Here is a 23,098-nt window from a genome sequence, read left to right as displayed (position 1 = left end):
TCCTCACTGCTGCCTCCCGTAGGAGTCTGGTCCGTGTCTCAGTACCAGTGTGGGGGATAATCCTCTCAGAACCCCTAAAGATCGTTGCCTTGGTGAGCAGTTACCTCACCAACTAGCTAATCTTACGCATGCCCATCTTGTACCGCCGAAACTTTAATCACAATAACATGCGAAATTGTGATACTATGAGATATTAATCCACGTTTCCATGGGCTATCCCTCTGTACAAGGAAGGTTGCATACGCGTTACGCACCCGTGCGCCGGTCGCCACCATCCGAAGACGTGCTGCCCCTCGACTTGCATGTGTTAGGCCTCCCGCTAGCGTTCATCCTGAGCCAGGATCAAACTCTCCGTTGTAAATATAAAAAGTTTAATATCTTTCGCTCAAGGTTTACTTGTCTCTCAGAAATTAACAAAGTTGTTTTTAAATTAACCTTGCTTTTTTGTGCTTCAAAATTTTAAAGAACTTGCGTAAAAAAACCAGCATCGCAATCTTTCCTCTTAATGCCGGTCGTCTACTTTTCTAATATCTTTACTGGCTACTCTTCTCTCATTATCTCACCCTGTAACCAGAACTCGTTTCCCTTTTAACGGGGCGACAAAGGTAATTACTTTTTCAAAACCTCCAAAACTTTTTTGCTTTTTTTTGAAACTTTATCTCTAATGTCTCATGCGGCTTTGACGTGATTTTTTAAACCGTTTTACCGGCTCTTTTGTTCACTCGTTTTTACTCTCATTATGTCGCTTGAACGTTGCTTTGTTTTAAAAGCGGCTGCAAAGGTAATTGCTTTTCTGAATCTTCCAAAATATTTTTTCATTTTTTTGAAATTTTATTTTCGAAATATTCCCGGTTGATCATTCAATTTCAATAGCTCATTTACCATCTCTCCTAAAAGCTCAACCTGCATCATTTTTCCTTTGAACGTCGCTCCCTGTAAAAGCGGCTGCAAAGGTAAATCTAATTTCGTTTCTTCCAAATACTTTTTAATGTTTTTTCGAAACTTTTTTAAAACCGCTGATCCCGCGTAAAAACCGTAGCCCCTACTATGAATCAACAGCGCTCCCCTCTGCCGTTCCTGTTCCCATATTGTCTATGAACTGTGCTTCTCTCAAAGCGGCTGCAAAAGTAAGCAAGGTTTTGAATTATGCAAGCATTTACATCAAAATAAATGCAATTATTTTTGGGGTAAAAACGCAAGTAACTGATAATCTGAGCGACTTGATTTAATAAATTTTCAGAGATACGGACTTAAAAAGGCAATATACTCGCTGTCCTTTTTCGAGGCACATACTTTTCCGGGAGGCTTCAGTTACCTCGACAATGATGTTTTCGCCCACATCAACTACACAAAAAGCCAGGCCATCTTTCAAAAATACTTCCTTCATGATACCTTCTACCTGGTTGCGGAGCGAGATATTTTGCACCGGTTCTTTTGATAAGGCGATGCTTTCTGGCTTGATTAGCACCTTTAATTGCTGATTCACCTCTACATTTTTTCCAATAGTTTGGGTGAGTGCCTGTATTTGCAGGTTGCTTTTATTGCTTTTCAGCAAAACCATATTTTTCGATTCGAGGTGAGCAAAGACCGAAAGATGCATTACATTGTACCAGCCCGACTGGTGCATTAGCTCCAAATTCTCAGGTCGATCTAACAAATCGGTGAACTTACCGTGCCCTTGCAACTGCCCGTTTTTAAGTAATAGCAGGTTATCGGTAAGGCTTAAAAGATCGGGAAGATCGTGGCTTACTATTAATATAGGCAGCGAAAATTTCTGATGCACCCGGTTTAAATACGGTATTATTTCGCGACGCAGGTTTACATCCAGTGCCGAAAACGGCTCGTCCATCAATAATATTTTCGAACCACTTATTATGGCACGTCCAATTGCGGCACGTTGTTTTTCGCCACCGGAACACTGTTCTGGTTTCTTATTTAATAAATGTGCAATCTGCAACGTTTCCACCACCTCATCAAACAACTCCTGCACGGGATTCTTTTCGCCGTACAACAGGTTCTTCTTTATAGTATAATGTGGAAAAAGGCGTTCGTCCTGAAAAACGTAGCCCACTTTCCGCTTCCTTATTTTAACATTAATGCTATTGGTTGTATCGAGAAGTGTGTGTTCATTTAAATGAATGTAGCCGGAATCAGGTGTAACAATTCCGGCAATGGAATTCAACAAACTGGTTTTTCCATGCCCTGAAGGCCCAAAAATACCGGTAATCCCATTTGGTATTTCGGCTTTTACATCGAGTGTAAAATCGTTTCGTTGCAATTTTATATGGAAACTCAATGCCGGCTTCATGCTGTTTTGCTTTTAATTACACGGCGGTTTAAAAACTCGGCAGCAATCATTGCCAGCAGCGATAATATAACAGATACCACAACCAGGCGCATGGTTGAAGCTTCTTGTCCCGGCACCTGCATTTCAGAGAATATGGCCAGCGGAAGTGTTTGTGTCTTTCCTTCGATGTTTCCGGCGAATGAGATGGTTGCTCCAAATTCGCCCAAACTTCTGGCGAACGAGAGAATGAATCCACTAATTACTCCGGGTATCGCCAAGGGTAATGTAATGGTAAAAAACACCCTTAAGTTGGAGGCCCCCAAAGTGCGAGCAGCTTCTTCCAGTTTCTGATCAACAAGTTCAATTGATAAACGAATGGAACGTGTAACCAATGGAAAAGATACAAAAATGGCTGCGATTACAGCAGCGTAAAACGAAAAGGCAATTTGAATTCCGAATGTTTCGTAGAAGAATTTACCGATAAATCCGCGGTTCCCGAAAACCAGTAATAATAAATAACCGGTTGTTATTGGAGGAAGAACCAGTGGCAAATGTAAAATTCCTTCTAGCACCGACTTACCAAAAAATCGTTTTCGGGCCAGAAACCACCCCACAGCAATTGCCAGCGGCAAGGTTATTACAGCACAAATTAGCGCAACACATAAGGATAATTGTATTGCCGACCACTCGCTTGCTGTATATTTAAACAATTCACTCAATCTTAAATCCGTTTTTAATCCAGATGTCTTTTGCTTCTTTCGAGGTCAGAAAATTATAAAAAAGCCTGGTTTGTTCGTTGTTTTTATTTTTTAAAATGGAGGCGTAAAATCCAATTGGCGGATGTAGCCTTTCAGGAACAATGGATACAATCTTTACCTTTTGCGATTTCAAGGCATCAGTTTTATATACAAATCCCATTTCCACTTCGCCCAATTCAACCACCATTAATGCCGAGCGCACATCTTTTGCCGGCAAGATACGATCGTTTAATCTTTCAGCATAAGTTCCACTCTCAATTGCTTTCCATGCATAGTCGCCTGCCGGCACATGTTTTGGATCGCCAATTGACAGGCGGCCAGCAAACTGATCAGGGAAATTGTCCAAAAATGTGATGGAATCTGTTTCGCTATCGGAAGGAGCGATGACGGCCAGAGACGTTCCGACAATTTTCTCTTTTGATTCAGGAACCACCAAATCCAAATTAATAAGGTAGTCTACCCATTTTTCATTGGCCGAAATATAAACTGACGGTTGCGCTCCCTGTTCAATTTGCCGGGCAAGCGTTCCTGAAGATGCAAAATTCAGTTTAATGTCAACATCATTTTCGGCTTTGTAGATATCAGCGAGTTCGGTAATTACATTTGTTAATCCGGCTCCACTAAAAACCAACAATTCTGTCGACTGTATTTTCTGTGCTTTTTGCTTACATCCAAAAAACAGGAATACTATTAATATATATAGTAATGCTTTTCTACTCATTTTTCGACTGCTAAAGTTATACCAATTCTGAAAATGACTAGATTTCTGACTAATTATTTTCAAATTGGTTAAATGCCGGTATATTAAAATAAAACTATTGAGAGGATGCGAACCAATGGCTCAATATTTTTAATAATCGGTAATCGTCAATTTGCGGCAGCAACACATAAAATGACTTTATTTTGAAATGCTCTTCATTTAAAAAGCAGGTTCGAAAAATGTTAAACCGACTGTTCTTCGGATAAAGCGGCGCCACAATATTCTTTCAGTGCGGCTGTAAAATCGAGCATTCTGGCCAACTCTTCGCGTGTAGGTTCCTTCGTTTCCAGCACTTCCAGAGAACAAAAATTCATAAAACGATTAATAAAACGTGCTTCCGCATGAAATTCTTCAGGAATCTCCATTTTCTTACCAATTTGTTTTAACATGGCCGTAATTCCCGAGTGCTCGGGCATATCACCAGTACTTACACACAAAGCTGTAAGATAATTCTCTACTGCCATACTTAGTACATTATATACTACCAGGCTTCCCAATTTCTCTTTTTTAAATGAACCTTCTGCCGCTTTTGTGTAGCGGTCGGCCTCATCAAAGTACTTTGTCCAGTTTGCCATAATTGTAAATTTTAGTTATCTAACTTGTTTATATTATTAATTGTAATCCCAACGCAACATAGTCGCCTGGGAAAGTTTCATTTTTTATGTAACGGTTCTTTTTCCCTTCCCCATCATGATGAACATAGTGAAGATTCACTTTTATCTTTTTCGCCATCGAAATCAGGTTCACGCCAACATCAAGCTTTTTATCTGAACCATCAAAAAAGGAAACATCGTTAAAATTCTCATCGCTCGAAAACTTTTCAAACATTGCCGTAGGTTCAAACACCCAATTCCTTTTGAGGAAAATGTTGTAGCCGGTTCGCAGCATAAAACAATTCGCATTGTATTCGAGGTTATTTTTCCGAATCAAAACACTGTATTCTCCATCGATTTTAAAATGCCCGAGATAAATAGTTGCATCAGCACTTATCGTTTGATTACTTTTAAAAGCATCGGTTTTTCCCTGAGCAGAGAACGCAAGCCCCAAAATTGCACTGGTTTGTTTTTTCAGCAGGTTGTTGGAGAAGCAATAGTTGTATTTCGAAAATTCCTTGTGCCCAAAATTAAGCATTAAATGCCCTAATAAAACCGGCGACCAGTTTCTTTCCATTATGCTTACTGCATCCTGCCGGTTGATAATGGCTATATTATATATAAGCGTTTGTTTTCCCAAGTCGCCTAACCCACCCAAATTTATTCCCGGACATATTCCGTTCGCTTTACCGGTAACAAACTGGCGCAGGTAGCACGAGTTCTCTGTTTTATCAAGCGAGCTGGTAGTCCAGGGAGCAGTTGTTGATTCGCGACTTAAATGTGGCAGAAAATAACCACCAGTTAGATTTAGCCAATCATTTTTTGGTGATAGATCATAAGTAAAATATGCACTCCAAAGTGCAACTGCTCCGGCATTCATTAAGCCTTTTGTTGATGAAAATCCATCTTTTGCCAGGTTATCGAACGACACCATAGCGTTGTACGACAGCTCGGGCAAAACCTTTCCTTTGAGGCCTAAACGTCCGCGCCTGAAATACGATGTAAAGCGACTGGCAGCTTTTTCGTCTGCGCTTGTTACTCCCCGGCTGGCCACATTCCAAAACTGCAGCTTTAAATAAGGCATGATGCTTGGCCTGAACGGTTTTTCCTGAACGGTTTTTCCGGCCGTAGCTACAAGTCCTGTAAAAAGCAGCAATATGAGTATTCCCTTAAACTTCATGCGCGGAATTAAATGTTCGATGAAATCAGGTTTTTAACCTCGTTGAAATGCAGGTCGCGCTTTAACTCAGACGACAACTGTTTAATTTTGGCCACCAGAATAGCCAGTTCGTTTTTTGGCAGAAAAATATTTCGTTTTTGCAGCATTTCGTCAACTGCGCCCATTCCCGAATGTTTTCCGATAACCAGTGCTGTCTGTCGGCCAATTTCGGCTGGATTAAAAGGTTGATAAGACAGAGGATTCTCTTTTAAGCTGCGGCAGTGAATTCCGGATTCGTGCGAAAATACGAGATCTCCCGAAACCGGTTTTGATAATGCCAACTTTCGCTCGGAAGCCTGCTCCACAAGTTTCGAAAGCTGAACCATTTTCTCGCCTTCAAAGTTAAAATCGTAGCCGCAGGAATATTTAAGCGCAAAAGCCACTTCCTCTAAACAGGCATTTCCGGCACGTTCGCCCAAACCGTTTACCGTAAGACTGACACTTTGTGCGCCCGACTGCAATGCCACAACATGATTGGCAGTGGCCATTCCTAAATCGTTATGCCCGTGAAATTCAAAATCTACATCGGCAAAATCGCTACCCAAGCGGGTAAACAGGTTTTGTACCGAAAGTGGGTTCAGTATTCCAACAGTGTCGGCAATACGTACACGTTTGGCTCCGTATAAAGTTGTTAAATAGGTGTATTCTTTCAGAAAATCGTAATCGGCCCGCGAGGCATCCTGCGCACCAACAGCCACAAATTCGAAATGGTTAGTGGCAAAATTCATAATTTCAGGTAGGTTTTTTCGTACCCAGTTGCGCGATTTCCCAAGCGTATCAAGTTGTATATCTGACACCGGAAATGAAAGGTTAACCCGCTTAGCACCGGTAGCCAGGGCAGCTTCCAAATCGTTGAAAGTTGCCCTGCACCAGCAAGTAGAGTCGAAGGAAAATCCCTGGTTGATCAAACAATGAATATCGCTCTGCTCTTTCTTGCCCATGGCAGGAGTACCAATTTCAAGTTCAGGCACACCTATTTCATCCAGTTTTTGAGCAATATCGAGTTTTTCTTCAAGCGAAAAAACTACTCCCGGCGCTTGTTCTCCATCGCGCAGCGTAGTGTCGATCAAATATGGGAACTTCTCATCCTTCATAATATATAACTGTTATTGGTCAGCAATCCGATAAAAGCACCCCCGGCAAAGGCCGGGAATACTATACAAGTTGAAGTTTGATTAGTTCTGGTTATACCGATGAGTGTTTATTATTATCATCAATTTCACTGCGTTCGTTGCTGCTAATTAAACGACTATCGGCATTATCCATTGTAATTCCATTGTTATACTTAAAGCTCACTCTGAAAACAATTTGGATAAGAGGGGAAAAACAATTGAGATTGACAGTTTAACTTAATCGCTTATGAGATATTCCTCAACGGCCTCCCCCTCTTCCAGTGCATCTAATATTTCGTCGATTTTTTCTTCATTAATACCTCCGTACCACAGGTTATTGGGATGAATTACCATTACCGGCCCCTGCGAGCAAACGTTTAAACAAGCGGTGGAAGAGACCGCAACATCGAGGCCGCGGTCGTTACATTCTTCCATTATATATTGAATTAAATCGGATGACCCGTTTTTGTTGCAATAACCTTGTGCATCGCCGGCAACCCGATAAGAGTTGCATACTAAAATGTGAAATTCTGGTTTTTTCATGTCGTTATTATTTTTTGTTGATACCCTTTTTTTATTCATTGTCATTTCGAAGGAAGTATGACCGCGAGATCTGCTCTACTGATTTTCAGTTCTTCTCCTTTGTCTTTGAAATAACAGTTATTTTTTATTTGCATTTTCCGCTACAGCCGGGAATCTTTTCGATGTTACACGAACAAGCTTGCACTTTAATCCCTTTGTTCTTCATTGCCGCTTCCGGTTTTTCACCAATTTGAAGTGTATACACCTTATCGCAATCTTTTATTCGCTCGTACACCATCGACAGTCTGTTTTCGGAAAACTGGTGGTTTTTGTCGGGTGTTTCCTCTGCACTTGATTGGCAATAGGAATCGACTAACCTGGTCTCGATAAGTTTTACTTCATCGGCTTTTACATCGTAAATCGAAAAACTACGTGCTTTCCCAAAATGCTGGTCGACCTTAAGTCCACTCGTTGTTGTTACTGCTATTCTCATTATTTATTAGCTTTTAGAGTTTCTTATTGTTAAGCAGGCGGCTATCCACAACCGGTTCCTTTTCCCGAGCATTCTGATCCGCATTTAAAAACGTCGGTTTTTTTCAGGGTCCGGAGTTCTTTGCCCTTGTAAACAGCATCCAGTCCCTCATCAATCAGACCGGTCATTTCTACGATTTTGATTCCTGCACGACCAATTATTGACGACGGCGATGGCCCAATTCCTCCCAAAAGCAATGCTCTGCAATCGGTTATACTATCAGCCAACTCTTGCCATCGCTCGTTTCCTGAACCCGGTTTTGGGGTGGCACGTTGCTCTACCATTCTGTAACCGTTTGGGGTTTCTCTGAAAATATAAAGCTGCGTTGCTTCCCCCAGGTGCTGGTTTACCAATAATCCTTCGTGACTGGCAACCGCAACAAAAGGTTTTGTAGTGTCGACATTAACCGACAGGTTCGACACTTCCGAGAGAATACGTTTAGCTTCCGGATCGTCTTTTCCCAACATTCCTACTGCATCGGCACGGCAGCGGGCACAGTGCGTCATGGGTGGTAAATATTCTTTTATTTCATTTTGCAATTCTTTCATGCGTTTTGGCGAAGGCTCTTCAAAATCCTCGAAAGGCGTTCCTTCAACCGGGTAGAGCGGAATGGTATTCATAATATCCACTTCCATCTCTTTCATTTTTTTAGCAACATCAACAATCACGTTATCATTAATTCCCGGCACAACAATCGAATTGATTTTTACTGTAATGCCTGCACGTTTTAAAGCCCGGATTGCTTCCATCTGGTTTCTCAGCAGAATTTCAGCTGCCTGCTCTCCAAAATATCCACGCTTCTCGAAACGCACCCATTTATAAAGTTGCGACAAAGTTTTTGTCTCAGTTCCATTCAGCGTAATGGTAACGTGACTCACATCCAACTCCTTCAATTCATCAATATACGGCAATACATTCAGCCCATTTGACGAAAGACAAAGAATCATTTCAGGAAATTCTTTGCGAATCAACCGAAGCGTTGTCATCGTTTGAATTGGATTGGCGAACGGATCGCCGGGGCCGGCAATTCCCACTACCGACAAATGCGGCATTTTTTCTTTTAACCTGATGGTGTAGGCCAGGGCCTGCTCAGGCGATAGTACTTCGCTGGTAACACCGGGGCGGCTTTCGTTTACACAATCGTAATCGCGTTTGCAATAATTACAATGAATATTACATTGCGGTGCCACCGGTAGATGCACGCGGGCATATTTGCCTTTTGCATCTTTATTGAAACAGGGATGTGTTTTAATATCGATCATAACCTTCTGTTTTTAGCTGCGAGTTCTCGCGTTGTTATTACATATATTTATAGCCTACCGGCGAAATCCTTTGTTTGTGTTCTATTAATGCATTCACTACTTTATCAAATAATTCCTGCGTACCTGAGTATCCAAGATGTTTGATGCGTTGGCCGCCCACCCGATCGTGAACCGGAAATCCTACCCGAACAATCGGGATATTCAGTTCGCGGGCAATGTAGTAGCCTTTGCTGTGCCCGATCAGAATATCCGGTTTATTTTCGAGGCTCCATTCGCGAATACTTTCAAAATCGTATCCTTCGCGAACCACTACTTTATCTTTATTCTCAGGGCAATATTTTTTCATTTCCTGTTCGAGCATACCGCTTTCGCCACCTGTTGCAACCAGCGCCAACTCAATTCCTATTTCATCGAGAAAGGCAGCCATAGCAACTACAAAATCCTCTTCGCCATAAACCACAGCCTTTTTGCCAAACACGTATTTGTGTGCATCAACATAGGCATCTACCAGGCGGCCTCGCTGTTTGGTGTATTTTTCAGGAATATCGTTGCCTGAAAGATTTTTAAGCTCCTCGAAAAAGGCATCGGTTTGCGTAATACCAATTGGCATTGGCATATTTATTAATGGCACATCCATTTCGTTTTTAAGGAATTGTGCACCGGTACGCGACAGCTGTTTACTTTTTACACGGCCCGATAATTTCCCTTTATTCAAAATGGTGCCAAATTCGATACTGGCTTTGGCACTGCCCGTTTTTACTACATCCTCTTTTGATGTTCCTCCTTCGGGAATACGGTGATAAGTATCCCAAACCGGGTTATCCAGGCTTTCGGAATAATCGGGCATCAGAATCTGTTCCAACGAAAAATCGGACAGAATTTCTTTCAGTAAGCGTAAATCTTCGGTTGAAACAAAACCGGGGAAAAGATTTACATGCTCTTGTGGACTATCCTTTTTTGCGTAATTTTTAACCACACTGGCAACTGCTTCGTGGAAACCATCAATGTGCGTTCCCTGGTAACTGGGCGTTGAAGCCATTACAAAATCGGTATCGATTTCAGGGTGCTTCTCCAGAAAATGGTGCAGAAAAAGGCTAACATCGTCGCCAATGGTTTCGCTTAAACAGGTTGAAGCGATGCCGATAATCTCAGGTTTATATTGGTTTATAATATTAAGGACTGCCAGTTTGAAATTTTCGTCGCCACCAAAAATGGTAGCATCTTCGGTAAAGTTCGACGAGGCAATGTCGATGGGCTCTTTGTAGTGCGAAATAAGGTAGCGACGAATATAAGTGGCGCAACCCTGCGAGCCGTGAATTAGCGGAACACAGCCTTTAAAACCTTTGTAGGCTACACTGGCTCCCAGCGGCGAACAAAGTTTACAGGCATTTTGTGTTGCCTTGTAATTTTCTTTTGCTTTTGGTACTGAATTGAGTTCAAACATCCGATTTATTTTAATTGGAACTCCTCACTGCTAAGCTGTTGAGGAATCCGATTCCGTTAAGGACTTTTTATAGTCTTGTTCGCTTATCCCGAGGCAAAGCCTTCGGGTACGCTCACCGGAATTCAATATTTTTTTCCGATTCGATGAAGGGTCCCCCCTTTCTAAAAACACAATCACGGCCTGTAACTAACCGTTTTTGTGCTGTATCATTTTACGAACTTCCACACCGGGCTTGTAACCGAGGCGTAAACTTCTTTCGCAAAATTCATCATGCCGATATAGCCGGCCAGTGCTTCTTTCCTTTCGTGATTGTGATCGCAAAAACCCAAACCAAGTTTATGGGCAATAGGGCGTTCTTTTACGCCACCAATAAACAGGTGTGCTCCGGTTAGCTTCACAAATTCAGAAAGTTCATTTGGATTGGAATCATCAACAATGATGGTTCCCTCATCACACAAGTCTTTTAGTAGTTTATAGTCTTCAGCATTTCCGGTTTGCGAGCCAACCACCACTGTTTGCATGCCCAACAGGCGTAAGGCTTTTACCAACGAAATGGCTTTAAAAGCCCCTCCCACATAAATGGCAGCTTTTTTTCCTTCCAGTTTTTGGCGGTAAGGTTGCAGTGCCGGTAATAATTTCGAAATTTCGTTGGTAACCAGTTCGCGGGCTTTAACCATCATTTCTTCATCGTCGAAAAATTTGGCGACCTCGTACAGTGCCTCCGACATATCTTCGATTCCGAAATAAGAGACCTTCATAAAAGGGATGTCGTATTTTTCCTTCATCTCTTTAGCCAGGTGCATGATGGAGCCCGAACATTGCACCACATTTAACGATGCGTGATGCGCCCGGCGAATTTCTTCAACACGACCGTCGCCGGTCATACACGAAATAATATCTACCCCTAATTTTTTATAGTATTCAGCCAGTATCCACAACTCGCCGGCCAGGTTAAAGTCGCCAAGAATATTGATTGAATATTTTGAGGGTGTGTAATCATTGTTTGTTCCAACCAGTTTCGACAGTGCTCCGCAAGCAATTTTATAGCCGTCTTTTTTGGTACCGTTAAATCCTTCCGACATTACCGGAATAACGTCGATGCCCTTTTCTTTGGTAACCTGGCGGCAAACGGCTTCCACATCGTCGCCAATAACTCCGATTATACAGGTTGAGAAAACAAAGGCAGCTTTTGGCTGATGTTTGTCGATTAAATCAATAAGGGCATGGTATAATTTCTTTTCGCCGCCAAAAACCACGTCTTTTTCTTTAAGGTCGGTGGTAAAGCTCAGGCGGTGTAGTTGTGGCCCGGATGAAAGTGAACCACGAATATCCCAGGTATACGACGCGCACCCTACCGGTCCGTGAATAACATGCAGCGCATCGGCAATTGGATAAAGCACAACACGCGATCCGCAGAAAACGCAGGCGCGTTGCGAAACGGATCCAGCCAGACTTTTTTTCCCGCAGGAAATTTCTGCAGCATCGTTTCCTTTTGTCAGGATTTGGCTTTCGCGATCTTTTAGAAAGTTGCTCATAATTCAAAAGTTAAAAGATGGACGAAGTTGCCTGCAAGCAGGTCTTATCCTAATTATAAATGTGACTTATTATCTCTGATACTTATTTTGTAGTGCTGGTAATTTCGGGTGAAGTACAGCAGAGAGCGACTCTGCTGTACTCACCTCGAAATCATATTTGAATTATATTGCAACTACATTACTAGTTCGAATGATTCTTCAGGAGCAGTAGCATCAATTTTATCCATAATGGCTCCAAGAATGCTTTCAAGAAGACGAATACCTCCCATGTAACCAACAGTTGGGAAATAACTATGACCGATACGATCAATAATTGGGAATCCTGAACGAACGAATGGAATACCTTCGTCGCGGGCAATGTATTTGCCGTAGGTGTTACCAATTAGTAAATCAACAGGTTCTTCTTTTATCCACTGGTGCATCAGGAACATATCAGCAGATGCGCCGTTGCGCACTTTTGCTTCCGGCACTTTTTCTTCCAGAATATCCATTGCCAGTTTCGAGAATTTTTTACCCGGTGTTCCGGAAACCACGTAAACAGGTTTCATATCCATATCAACCAGGAATTCAATTAACGGCAGTATTGTATCAGGATCTCCCCAAAGTGCAACACGCTTACCATACAGGTATTGGTGCATATCGGTAATTACATCTACCAGTTTACCGCGTTCTTCCGAGATACACTCCGGAATAGAAACTTTTCCGGCAGTTGAAAGGGCCTGGATAAAACGGTCGGTTGCTCTTAAACCAATTGGCACGTCGGTCATTGAAAAAGGCACCTTGCATTTATTATCAAGCATAATGGCGGCTTTTTGTGTAGCCCACTCGCCCATCGCCACGGTTTTCATACTGTTACCCATGCTTACAATCTCTTCGCGTGTTGTTCCGCCTTTGGGGTACATTTTATATGTTCCGTCCATTGGTGTATCTACCACATCTGAGGTATCTGGCAACAGCACAGTTTTAATTTTCATTAAACCGGCAATACGTTTCAGCTCGCGCATATCAGATGGTTCAACCCACCCAGACAGCATGTTAACCTGGCGTATTTTTTCGTTGGTGTTGTATGAAAAATACTTCACAAATGCCTCCAGCATGTTGGCATAACCGGTAACGTGCGATCCAACGTAACTTGGTGTTGAAGCCTGAACTACAAACTTTCCTTCAGGAATTTTCCCGTCGTCCAATGCTTTTTTCACAATTTGCCCAAGGTCGTCGCCAATGGTTTCAGACAAACAAGTTGAATGAACGGCAATGATATCAGGATCGTAAATGGTAAAAATATTATCGATGGCCTGCAAGAGGTTCGCTTGTCCACCAAATACTGATGATCCTTCGGTAAATGAACTTGTTGCAGCCATAACCGGCTCTTTATAGTGTCTTGTTAATGCACTTCTGTGGTATGAACAACAGCCCTGCGAACCGTGACTGTGTGGTAAACAACCGTGTACTCCGAGAGCGGCGTACATGGCACCAACCGGCTGGCAGGTTTTTGCCGGGTTAACGGTTAATGCTTTTCTTTCTTTTACTTCGCTTGTTGTATGTCGTAATAACATGATTCTTTCCTCCTATTTTTATGCGTCAACAGTTACACTTCCCACAATTTCCGGCTCGTGTTTCCAGGGTGTATCAACCAGTTTCCAGATATCAGTACCCAGCATACGCTCCATTTCTTTGTAGAAATTTATAGCACCTTCGAAAGCGGCATACGGACCACCATAGTCGTAAGAGTGAAGCTGTTTTAATGGCACACCATATTTTTGTACCACGTATTTTTCTTTAATACCCGCACAGAATACATCTGGCTTGTAGAATTCAATCAGCTTCTCGGTTTCCCAATGGTTTACATCATCAATTACCAGCGAGTTTTTCTGCATATCAGGCATCATACCTTTGTAGTCTTCAAACTCGTAACCTTCGGCCTGAAGTTTGGCCTTTTTCTCTGCCAGGTCATTGCGATATTTTTCTTCGTCTTTTTCAACCACCAGGTCTTCGATGTTACGTGTATCAGCATCGATTTTAATGTTCGGAATCACTTCACGTCCTTCATAGTCGTCGCGGTGAGCAAACTCGTAACCGGCAGAAACAACCCGAACACCCAGTTCGGTAAATAAATCCTGATAATGGTGAGCGCGCGATCCACCCACAAACATCATTGCCAATTTTCCTTCAACCTTTGGTTTAACGGCGTCGGCAACTGCTTTTACTTTCAGCATTTCGCGGGCAATAACTTCTTCCACTTTTGCCGACAATTCCTTATCGCCAAAGTAATCGGCCATTTTTCGCAATGATTTTGCTGTAGATTCGGCTCCAATAAAGTTTACTTTAAACCATGGAATACCGTATTTTTCTTCCATCATCTCGGCAATGTAGTTGATGGACCGGTGACACATTACCATGTTTAGGTCGGCAGTGTGCGAGTAGGCAAAACTTTCAACAGTTGAGTTACCACTGTAGGTAGAAATAAGTGTTACACCAACTTCTTCGAAAATACGCTCGATTTCAAAAGCATCTCCACCAATATTATATTCACCCAATAAGTTCACCTGGAACTTACCGGTACGTGGGCGATCGTCGTTACCTACAACGTGTTTAAAAATTCCGTTGTTGGCAATGTGGTGACCGGCCGATTGAGATACTCCACGATAACCTTCGCAACTAAAACCAAAAATGTTTATTCCCAGTTCTTCTTTCATTTCGCGGGCAACAGCATGAACGTCGTCGCCAATTAACCCCACCGGACAGGTAGAGAAAATACCGATTGATTTTGGTTTAAAAATATCGAAAGCTTCGCGTATGGCATCTTTCAATTTTGCTTCACCACCAAAAACGATGTTTTCATCCTGCATATCGGTAGAAAATGCATAAGTCATGAAGTTGGGTTCTCCTTCGGTTGGTTTGGTTTGGTTACGCCTTGTTAACCAGGCATAAAAGCTACAACCAATTGGTCCGTGCACCAGGTTAATGATGTCGCGTGTTGGTCCTAAAACCACACCTTTACATCCGGCATATGTACAACCACGCTGGGTAATAATCCCCGGTACAGTTCTGATGTTTGCGCCTATCTCCTGACTCTCGGCAGGATCGTTGATCACCATTGCCTTGGCCCTTTTCTTCGCCACTTTTCGTGGATATTTTGCCAGCATCTCTTCCTTCAGTTGTGAAGGATCCGGCAATCCATTTGTATAATCTTTCTTGTTCGGCATAATTTTGTCTTTTTAATTAAAGGATTGTCGTCCCTGTTTCACCTGTACGAACCCGGTATGTATCATCTAACGGAAGCACAAAGATTTTTCCGTCGCCGGGTGCGGGTGTCTGATTAACTTCGATAATTGTATCTACTGTTAACTGTACATTGTGGTCGGATACCGCAATATTAAGTACACGCTGAGGTCTCAGCCTTGGTTCTTTTCCCAGATGGGTAAGTGCTTCAGGCATATCTTGCTTGGCACCTTCCATTACCTGTGCATCCCAGGCACCTTTACCACGTCCGAAAACTTTTCCGGTGGCCGTCATCGATGTAATGCCGGCTGCAGTAAGAGCCCTTTTGGTTGCATTCATTTTATCAATCCGGATAATCGCTAATACCATCTTCATAATTGTCTGATTTTAGGATTATAATTCTTTTGTTCCGCGGCTTATAGTGTATGCCTCATCTACTGCAGTAACAAATATTTTTCCATCTCCAAATGCACCTTTCGGTTCGGTACGAGCTGCTTCCATAATGGTGTTAATTGCAAAATCTTTATCTTCATCTTTAATCACCATAATCAACATCTCCTTCGGAAGTTCGTCATATGTAACATCCCCGATTTTAATACCCCGTTGTTTACCACGACCCACCACAGGAATTTTTGTTACTGCGATGTATCCTGCTTCAAACAGGGCTTTTAATACTTTACTTGATTTCTCGGGGCGTACAATTGCTCTTATCATTAACATAACTACTAAATCTTTAATGGGTTTATACTCTGATTAGCTGGCAATACCAAACTCGATTAACAATTTTTCTAATTCATCAATCTCAAGTGGTTCAGGAATAACGAACAACTCGTTTTCGTCGATTGCTTTTGCCAATGCGCGGTACTCGTCGGCTTGTGGATGTTCCGGATCGTACTCGATTACTGTTTTACGATTAATCTCTGCACGTTGAACCATGTTGTCGCGAGGCACAAAGTGAATCATTTGAGTACCCAAACGTTTGGCTAACTCTTCAATCATTTGCGCTTCGTTATCTACCTTACGCGAGTTACAGATTAAACCGCCCAAACGAACACCACCGGCTTGTGCGTATTTTTTAATACCCTTGCAGATGTTGTTGGCAGCATACATCGCCATCATCTCACCCGATACAACAATGTAAATTTCCTGGGCTTTACCTTCGCGGATAGGCATTGCGAAACCACCACAAACAACGTCACCAAGTACATCGTAGAATGTATAATCGATATTGAAGCTTTCGTCCCATGCACCTAACTGCTCCAACAGGTTAATAGAAGTAATAATACCACGACCGGCACATCCTACACCTGGCTCAGGACCACCCGACTCAACACAACGAACACCGCCGTAACCAACTTTTACAATGTCGTCCAACTCTACGTCCTCGCCTTCTTCGCGAAGTGTATCCAACACTGTTTTCTGAGCCAAACCACCCAACAATAAACGGGTTGAGTCTGCCTTTGGGTCGCAACCCACTACTTTTACATTTTTACCTGCTTCAACTAATCCTGCTACAGTATTCTGGGTTGTGGTTGATTTACCAATTCCACCCTTTCCATAAATTGCAATCTTTCTCATGATTTTTATATTTTTAGTTTAAATCGTTTGATTTCTTAAATGCCATAGTTGTGCCAAAAAATATGTTCGACAACACATTTCCGACATTCCAACCACAACTAACTACCTGATATACTGCTGCAAAAAAATATTTGAAGTTTTATTTTCAGAACGAAAACAGGGGATAGAATCCTACATATTTGTAGGACGATAGTGTTAGGCTAACAATTAGGTGGATATTTTTAAAAAGCCTGTATTTAAAGGCCATTTGGGGGCTTAACATTGAGGTAACCTACATTTAGGTAGGAATACAGAAACACAAAAAAAAAGGGATGACTTCTTTTTACAAGATACCATCCCTTTATTATTGAAAAGCAGATTCGATTCGATCAGAGGACTTTTTGCCAGAAATACATGGGGGGAGCGCAATCGGTAAATCCCATTTTTTTGTATAAAGCCTGTGCTTTAACATTATCATGGCGTACTTCAAGATTGATTTTGCAATACCCATTTTCAGCCGCGTATGCTTCAATGCCATTCATCAAAAACTCACCCACACCCTGTTTTCTATAATTTGAAGAGACTATAAAATCGTGAATATTGATAAGAAACCGGGCTGCCCAGGTTGAATAATTAAGATTACAATTGGCTAAAGCCACATAGTCATCGTCCATACATACAAAAAACCCAAGATATGCCGAATGCTTTCTCAAGCCATCAATAATTTTTGGACCTAATTCTTCAGGCATCGATTGGCTGATTCCCATTTCATCTTCCATATAATGGTTTAAAAGACAAAGTAACTGTTGGCAATGAGCAGGATTTTCGAGGTTAACTTGAATGAGTGTTTTTTTCATCTCTTCAATGATTTCATGCTTTAATGCTATAATGCTATAAAAGTTAATATTAGTTGCTTTTGCAGTCTACATTCCACCCCTCCAGCATTCTAATATTATACCTTATACCTCCAGGCACTAATTTCGTATTTTTTAAGTCGGGTACCCAACATTCGTTCGGTAATCTTCAGCATTTCCGCAGCTTTGGTAATATTACCTTTGGTAGTAGTTAAAGCTTCGCGGATTAATTGTTTTTCCACCTGTTCAACGGTATACACCATTCCGCCTTTTGAACTGGTGTTTGATGAATCGGCTGTTTGTAATGATGGTGGCAAATTATAGCTATGAATAACATTATCGGTGCTTAATATACAGGCCCGCTCGATACAGTTTTCCAATTCGCGAATGTTACCGGGCCATTTGTATACCATTAACATATCGAGCGCCGACGTGGTTATTCGTTTAATTTTTGTTTGGTTTTCTTTATTAAACTTGCCAATAAAATGATCGACAAGAAGTGGTATGTCGTCTCTCCTTTCACGAAGCGAGGGAATATAAATCGGAAAAACATTAATCCGGTAATAAAGATCTTCGCGAAACTCCTCTTCCTTTATCATTTCTTCCAACTTCCGGTTGGTGGCACAAATAATACGCACATCCGATTTTATGGTTTGTGTACCCCCTACACGCTCAAACTCGCGTTGCTGTATCATTCGCAAAAGTTTTACCTGTGTTGAAAGCGGGATATCTCCAATCTCGTCCAAAAATATGGTTCCTCCACTTGCCAGTTCAAAACGACCTTTTCGCTGGGCATCGGCCCCCGTAAAAGCGCCTTTTTCATGCCCAAACAACTCACTTTCAATCAGCGATTCGGGAAGCGCCGAGCAATTTACTTTTATAAAAGTTTTTCCTTTTCTTGAACTGGCTTCATGAATGGCATCGGCTACCAACTCCTTACCTACCCCACTCTCTCCCCTAATCAGTACGGTTGAATTGGTTTTTCCAACCATTTGCACCAACGAAAACACATCGCGCATTTTCCCTGAGTTGCCAATCATATTCATTTGCTTATGCCCTGATATCTGGCTTTCCAACTCCAGGTTTTTTTGCTTTAAAGCCTCCAGCTCTTCCAATCGTTCTTGTCGGCGCAGCGCTGCCCGAATAACCATCGAACCAATTATTGAAAGTAGACGCGTGTCCTCGTCAAAACTGATAAACGGATTATAAACTCTGGTAAAACTTAGTGTGCCGGTTACTTTTCCTTCGTCGATTACAGGCACACAAACAAAGGTCATCTCCTTTCCATCTTTGTATAATTCCTGCTTGGTTTTATTTAAAAACAACGAAGATTTAGAGATTTTTTCGACCACAACCGGCCGAGCCATCTCAACTACTTTCCCGGTTATCCCTTCGCCAAGCTTATATTTGGCCCGGGCTTGCTGCGTAGTGTTAAAGCCATAAGCCGCCTCCATATAAATGCGTTCGTTTTCCCGGTTCAGAATAGTTAAAAAGCAACGTTCAGCTTCCATGTACTCTGCCACCATTTTTACAATGGTATTTAAATCATTCTTCAATTGTTTGCTCTGAATTAATCGCTGACTTATATCAAAAAGTAAAGTCATCTCCTTCAGACCATAACATTCCTCCCCACCTTTTTTACATTTAATTTCCATAGAAAAATATTGCACTAACCTTTTCAACTGGCACAAATTTCAGCAATTCCATAGATACTTGACAGTATTGCGCCGCTATTAGCAACATTTTAACACTTTTTTAATCTCTATAAATCAATTAGTAATTTTTACTTTTACTTTATTCGCAATTTATTTGCTAAATAAATGATCCTTAAACAAACCGTTTTTCACGCTAAAAACCTTATTTTCGTTTGATAAATCTAATAATTCAGGAAAGTGTCGAAAAATTTAGTAATCATACCTACTTATAATGAAAAGGAAAATGTGGAAAAAATGATCCGCAAAGTTTTTTCTTTGGAAAAGCCTTTTCATTTATTAATTGTTGAAGATAATTCGCCCGATGGTACGGCTGAAATTGTAAAACGCCTGATAAAAGAGTTTCCGGGAAAGCTACATATATTGGAAAGAAAAGGAAAGCTTGGATTAGGCACTGCTTATATTGCAGGATTTAAATGGGCCCTTGAAAGAGATTACGAAGCGGTTTGCGAAATGGATTGCGATTTTTCGCATAATCCTGATGATTTACTAAAACTGTTTGGCGCCATTGATGAAGGTGCTGACGTTGCTATCGGGTCGAGGTATATTACCGGAATTAATGTGGTAAACTGGCCACTTGGACGAGTGTTGATGTCGTATTTTGCATCAATGTATGTGCGTATTGTTACCGGAATGGATGTTCGTGATACCACTGCCGGCTTTGTATGCTGGAAGCGAGAAGTGCTGGAAACTATTGATCTTGATAATATAAAACTGATTGGCTATGGTTTTCAGATTGAAATGAAATTTACTGCCCATAAATTTGGATTTAACATCAAAGAGATTTCGATTGTATTTACCGACCGGCAGGAAGGAACATCGAAAATGAGTGGAGGTATTTTTAACGAAGCACTTTGGGGTGTTTTAAAGATGAAATTGCGAAGCTTCACCCGTAAATACGAACGAAACAATTAAGAAAAAACAATTCATCATAATATAGAGGCTGCCCGGTGCAGCCTTTTTTTATACCTTAATTTCGTAACCAGGTGTAACAAATTCAGGGAGCTTTGTCTAAGCAATTAGAAAAACAAAAAATGAGTACCAAAGAAATTCAGTTTAAACATCTTTTTGAGGAGAACAAAGACCGTGTTTTCCGAATCTGTTGTTCTTATGTACGAAGCAGCCACAACCGCGACGATCTGTTTCAGGAGATTTTTACCAACATCTGGAAAAACCTCGCATCGTTTCGAAACGAAAGTCATGTAAATACATGGATATACAGAATATCGATAAATACAGCAATTAATTATTGCCGGCTTCAGAACAACAACGACAAGCGCTGCCAGGAAATAAAACAGGATATTCTTTCGGAAGACGATGTTAACCTGGCCCGAAAAACGATTCTTGAGAATGAACTAAAAACAATGTTCGTTGCAATTAACCAGCTTCCTGTTACTGAAAAATCGATTATCAGTTTAGTTTTAGAAGGACTCGACCACGCCCGAATTGCAGAAATTGTTGGAATATCAGAAGGAAATGTAAGGGTAAAATTTCACCGGATTAAAAAGAAATTGAAACAAATGATGGAGGAACAGAAAAATGAACTTTGAATTGTTATCAGAAAAATACAAAGAGCTAAAATCACCAGAAGAAATAACAACTGGAATTTTGGGTAAGAATACCGAAGAATCTTCCTTCCTGAACACCCTGCGAATTGAGGAAGCAGAAACCAGAAGAAAATACTTCCGAAGGTATATTTTATATGCCGTTGGGGCTGTTGCATATTTTAGCATATTCATTTTAAACGCTGATCCGGATCTGACGCTCAGAAACCGCATTGCAGGCACTTGTTTTGTGGTAGCTTTCGCGATTCTAGCCGTGCTTTCGCGCAAACGTTTCAGCGAGATAAAACGTAGCAGTTTCCTAGATTCGCAAAAACAATTTCTAAAAAACGCCAGAAAGAGTTATTTGTTTTGGAACAAGCAGCAATTATGGCTGATACCGGTTTTGTTGTTTATAAATGCAGGAGCAACATTTTCGGTTTCGAATCATTTTGGGGACCTTAATATAACAACCGGGGTACTTTTGTTCCAGTTAGCGTTTTGGTGCCTGCTGGGTTTTGGATTTTACATGGGGAAAAAAGCATGGACAAATAAGAAAAAACCTGTACTGAATAAAATTGAAGCAATACTCCTCGAATTTGAACAATAAACCAGACTCGACGTTCGACAAAGGATTACACAATTTCATCGTCGGCTGACTAAAGGGTATCAACGTATTTTAGTAACTTTGTTTTAAATCAAAAACTGGGGAGATGAAAACACTAATAAAAGACGCAACAATAGTAAACGAGGGATTAAAATTTAAAGGAAGTGTTTTAATTGATGGCGAAATAATAGAAAAGATTTTTCCCCACGTTGTTCCGGCAGATGTAGTTAATAATCTAACCGAAGTTATTGATGCCACTGGCTTGCTTTTAATACCCGGTGTAATTGACGACCAGGTACATTTTCGTGAACCGGGTTTAACCCACAAAGGCGAAATTGCAACTGAAAGTAAAGCAGCAGCAGCCGGTGGTGTTACCACTTATATGGAAATGCCCAACACCAATCCGCAAACTGTTACACAGGAAGAATTACAAAAAAAATTCGATAGAGCTACTGAAGTTTCAGCAGTGAATTACTCGTTTTACATGGGTGCTACCAACAACAATTTGCAGGAAGTACTAAAAACCGATCCTACAAAAGTGTGTGGGATTAAAGTTTTTATGGGCTCTTCAACCGGAAATATGTTGGTTGACGATGACAAAACGCTGTCTGAAATATTTAAAAATGCCCCAACTCTGGTTGCCACACACTGCGAAGACGAAGCAACAATAAAAGCCAACACTGAAATTGCCCGCCAGCGTTATGGTGAGAATGTTCCTATTTCGCGGCACTGCCATATCCGCAATGATGAGGCTTGTTACAAATCATCATCGAAAGCGGTTGAGCTGGCCTCAAAATTCGATACCCGCTTACACATCTTGCACCTCTCGTCGGCAAAAGAAATGAGCCTTTTTGCGCCCGGCAAAGTGGCCGACAAAAAAATTACAGCCGAGGTTTGTGTGCATCACCTGTGGTTCGACGAGCGAGATTATATTGATTACGGCACCCGCATAAAATGGAATCCGTCGGTTAAATGCATAAAAGACAAAGAAGCTTTGTGGGAGGCGTTGCTATCAGATAAAATTGATGTGATTGCCACCGACCATGCCCCGCATACTTTGGAGGAAAAAACAAACACCTACTTTAAAGCTCCATCAGGAGGGCCATTGGTACAACACTCGCTGGTAGCCATGCTCGAATTAAGTAAGAAAGGTTTTATTACAACCGAGAAAGTGATTGAAAAGATGTGCCATGCTCCTGCTGACCTTTTCCGTGTGAACAAGCGGGGGTACATTCGTGAAGGTTATTTTGCCGACCTGGTTTTGGTTGATCCAAACAAAAACTGGATTGTTGCACCAGAAAATATTTTATACAAATGTGGTTGGGCACCATTTGAGCGCACTGAGTTTTCGAACCAGGTTGTAACTACTTTTGTAAATGGATCACGGGTTTTCAACGAGGGTAAAATCCTTCATTCCAACAAAGGACAGGCGGTAACCTTTAATCCTTAAACCTACAAAACAGGAAAAATTTCCCCAGCTAAAAACCAAAACTCACTTTATTCGTTAATGACAATAGAACTTATTCGTTAAATAAGTACACATTCATAAGGTGGTTTCTTTTGTTAGAAATCACCTTATTT

The 23,098-nt window shown here is 41.4% G+C and carries 22 protein-coding genes and 1 rRNA gene; 4 read left to right on the top strand and 19 right to left on the bottom strand.

Features of this window, described 5'->3' with window-relative positions; genetic code table 11:
• From QZ574_RS04775 to QZ574_RS04685, 19 genes are all read right to left on the bottom strand, one after another.
• Window positions 1-358 (bottom strand): 16S ribosomal RNA (locus QZ574_RS04775); the annotation flags it as partial.
• Window positions 359-1,225: 867 nt separating this feature from the next.
• Complete coding sequence (gene modC, locus QZ574_RS04770) at window positions 1,226-2,308, bottom strand: molybdenum ABC transporter ATP-binding protein (protein ID WP_297087332.1); 1,083 nt, start codon at window positions 2,306-2,308, stop codon at window positions 1,226-1,228.
• The gene (gene modB, locus QZ574_RS04765; RefSeq protein ID WP_297087330.1) at window positions 2,305-3,006 is read right to left on the bottom strand and encodes a molybdate ABC transporter permease subunit; all 702 of its coding nucleotides are present in this window, start codon (window positions 3,004-3,006) and stop codon (window positions 2,305-2,307) included. Before modB ends, modC begins: the two co-directional genes overlap by 4 nt.
• Window positions 2,999-3,766: a molybdate ABC transporter substrate-binding protein gene (modA, locus tag QZ574_RS04760; RefSeq protein WP_297087327.1), complete on the bottom strand. Its 768-nt coding sequence runs from the start codon at window positions 3,764-3,766 to the stop codon at window positions 2,999-3,001. The genes modB and modA overlap by 8 nt, the downstream gene beginning before the upstream one ends.
• A gap of 221 nt (window positions 3,767-3,987) precedes the next feature.
• The gene (locus QZ574_RS04755; RefSeq protein ID WP_297087325.1) at window positions 3,988-4,380 is read right to left on the bottom strand and encodes a HEPN domain-containing protein; all 393 of its coding nucleotides are present in this window, start codon (window positions 4,378-4,380) and stop codon (window positions 3,988-3,990) included.
• A gap of 28 nt (window positions 4,381-4,408) precedes the next feature.
• A complete protein-coding gene (locus QZ574_RS04750; protein WP_297087323.1) occupies window positions 4,409-5,578 on the bottom strand; it encodes a porin in 1,170 nt (389 codons plus the stop codon).
• A gap of 8 nt (window positions 5,579-5,586) precedes the next feature.
• Window positions 5,587-6,711: a hypothetical protein gene (locus QZ574_RS04745; protein WP_297087321.1), complete on the bottom strand. Its 1,125-nt coding sequence runs from the start codon at window positions 6,709-6,711 to the stop codon at window positions 5,587-5,589.
• A gap of 255 nt (window positions 6,712-6,966) precedes the next feature.
• A complete protein-coding gene (locus QZ574_RS04740) occupies window positions 6,967-7,272 on the bottom strand; it encodes a (2Fe-2S) ferredoxin domain-containing protein (protein ID WP_297087318.1) in 306 nt (101 codons plus the stop codon).
• A gap of 124 nt (window positions 7,273-7,396) precedes the next feature.
• Entirely contained in the window at window positions 7,397-7,744 is a 348-nt protein-coding gene (locus tag QZ574_RS04735) for a NifB/NifX family molybdenum-iron cluster-binding protein (RefSeq protein WP_297087316.1), read from the bottom strand.
• Between the two features lie 41 nt (window positions 7,745-7,785).
• The gene (locus QZ574_RS04730) at window positions 7,786-9,045 is read right to left on the bottom strand and encodes a radical SAM protein (protein ID WP_297087314.1); all 1,260 of its coding nucleotides are present in this window, start codon (window positions 9,043-9,045) and stop codon (window positions 7,786-7,788) included.
• A gap of 37 nt (window positions 9,046-9,082) precedes the next feature.
• Complete coding sequence (locus QZ574_RS04725) at window positions 9,083-10,489, bottom strand: nitrogenase component 1 (protein ID WP_297087313.1); 1,407 nt, start codon at window positions 10,487-10,489, stop codon at window positions 9,083-9,085.
• Window positions 10,490-10,695: 206 nt separating this feature from the next.
• Window positions 10,696-12,024: a nitrogenase iron-molybdenum cofactor biosynthesis protein NifE gene (nifE, locus tag QZ574_RS04720; protein WP_297087311.1), complete on the bottom strand. Its 1,329-nt coding sequence runs from the start codon at window positions 12,022-12,024 to the stop codon at window positions 10,696-10,698.
• A 173-nt stretch (window positions 12,025-12,197) separates the two neighbouring features.
• Window positions 12,198-13,580, bottom strand: a complete 1,383-nt coding sequence (gene nifK, locus QZ574_RS04715) for a nitrogenase molybdenum-iron protein subunit beta (protein WP_297087309.1) — start codon at window positions 13,578-13,580, stop codon at window positions 12,198-12,200.
• Between the two features lie 18 nt (window positions 13,581-13,598).
• Window positions 13,599-15,230 carry a nitrogenase molybdenum-iron protein alpha chain gene (gene nifD, locus QZ574_RS04710; RefSeq protein ID WP_297087307.1) on the bottom strand — a complete coding sequence of 544 codons (1,632 nt, stop codon included), beginning with the start codon at window positions 15,228-15,230 and terminating at the stop codon, window positions 13,599-13,601.
• A 16-nt stretch (window positions 15,231-15,246) separates the two neighbouring features.
• Window positions 15,247-15,621 (bottom strand): P-II family nitrogen regulator, encoded by a 375-nt coding sequence (locus QZ574_RS04705; RefSeq protein WP_297087304.1) that lies wholly within the window; start codon window positions 15,619-15,621, stop codon window positions 15,247-15,249.
• Between the two features lie 18 nt (window positions 15,622-15,639).
• Window positions 15,640-15,966, bottom strand: a complete 327-nt coding sequence (locus QZ574_RS04700; RefSeq protein ID WP_297087302.1) for a P-II family nitrogen regulator — start codon at window positions 15,964-15,966, stop codon at window positions 15,640-15,642.
• 33 nt (window positions 15,967-15,999) lie between these two features.
• The gene (gene nifH, locus QZ574_RS04695) at window positions 16,000-16,824 is read right to left on the bottom strand and encodes a nitrogenase iron protein (RefSeq protein ID WP_297087299.1); all 825 of its coding nucleotides are present in this window, start codon (window positions 16,822-16,824) and stop codon (window positions 16,000-16,002) included.
• A gap of 368 nt (window positions 16,825-17,192) precedes the next feature.
• Window positions 17,193-17,660, bottom strand: a complete 468-nt coding sequence (locus tag QZ574_RS04690; RefSeq protein WP_297087297.1) for a GNAT family N-acetyltransferase — start codon at window positions 17,658-17,660, stop codon at window positions 17,193-17,195.
• A 95-nt stretch (window positions 17,661-17,755) separates the two neighbouring features.
• Window positions 17,756-19,312, bottom strand: a complete 1,557-nt coding sequence (locus tag QZ574_RS04685) for a sigma 54-interacting transcriptional regulator (protein WP_297087294.1) — start codon at window positions 19,310-19,312, stop codon at window positions 17,756-17,758.
• Between the two features lie 237 nt (window positions 19,313-19,549).
• Here QZ574_RS04685 and QZ574_RS04680 point away from each other — a divergent pair, with 237 nt between their 5' ends.
• The 4 genes from QZ574_RS04680 to QZ574_RS04665 all read left to right on the top strand — a co-directional run bounded on the left by QZ574_RS04680 (window position 19,550) and on the right by QZ574_RS04665 (window position 22,967).
• Entirely contained in the window at window positions 19,550-20,284 is a 735-nt protein-coding gene (locus tag QZ574_RS04680; protein ID WP_297087292.1) for a polyprenol monophosphomannose synthase, read from the top strand.
• A 119-nt stretch (window positions 20,285-20,403) separates the two neighbouring features.
• Window positions 20,404-20,919, top strand: a complete 516-nt coding sequence (locus QZ574_RS04675; RefSeq protein WP_297087290.1) for an RNA polymerase sigma factor — start codon at window positions 20,404-20,406, stop codon at window positions 20,917-20,919.
• Window positions 20,909-21,520, top strand: a complete 612-nt coding sequence (locus QZ574_RS04670; protein ID WP_297087288.1) for a hypothetical protein — start codon at window positions 20,909-20,911, stop codon at window positions 21,518-21,520. Before QZ574_RS04675 ends, QZ574_RS04670 begins: the two co-directional genes overlap by 11 nt.
• Before the next feature lie 103 nt (window positions 21,521-21,623).
• Complete coding sequence (locus QZ574_RS04665) at window positions 21,624-22,967, top strand: dihydroorotase (protein WP_297087286.1); 1,344 nt, start codon at window positions 21,624-21,626, stop codon at window positions 22,965-22,967.
• The last annotated feature ends 131 nt before the right edge of the window (window positions 22,968-23,098 follow it).

It is taken from the genome of uncultured Draconibacterium sp., assembly GCF_913063105.1.
Classification (GTDB): Bacteria; Bacteroidota; Bacteroidia; order Bacteroidales; family Prolixibacteraceae; genus Draconibacterium.
Note: the sequence above shows the minus strand (reverse complement) of the source record. Positions and strands in the feature narration are given on the sequence as shown.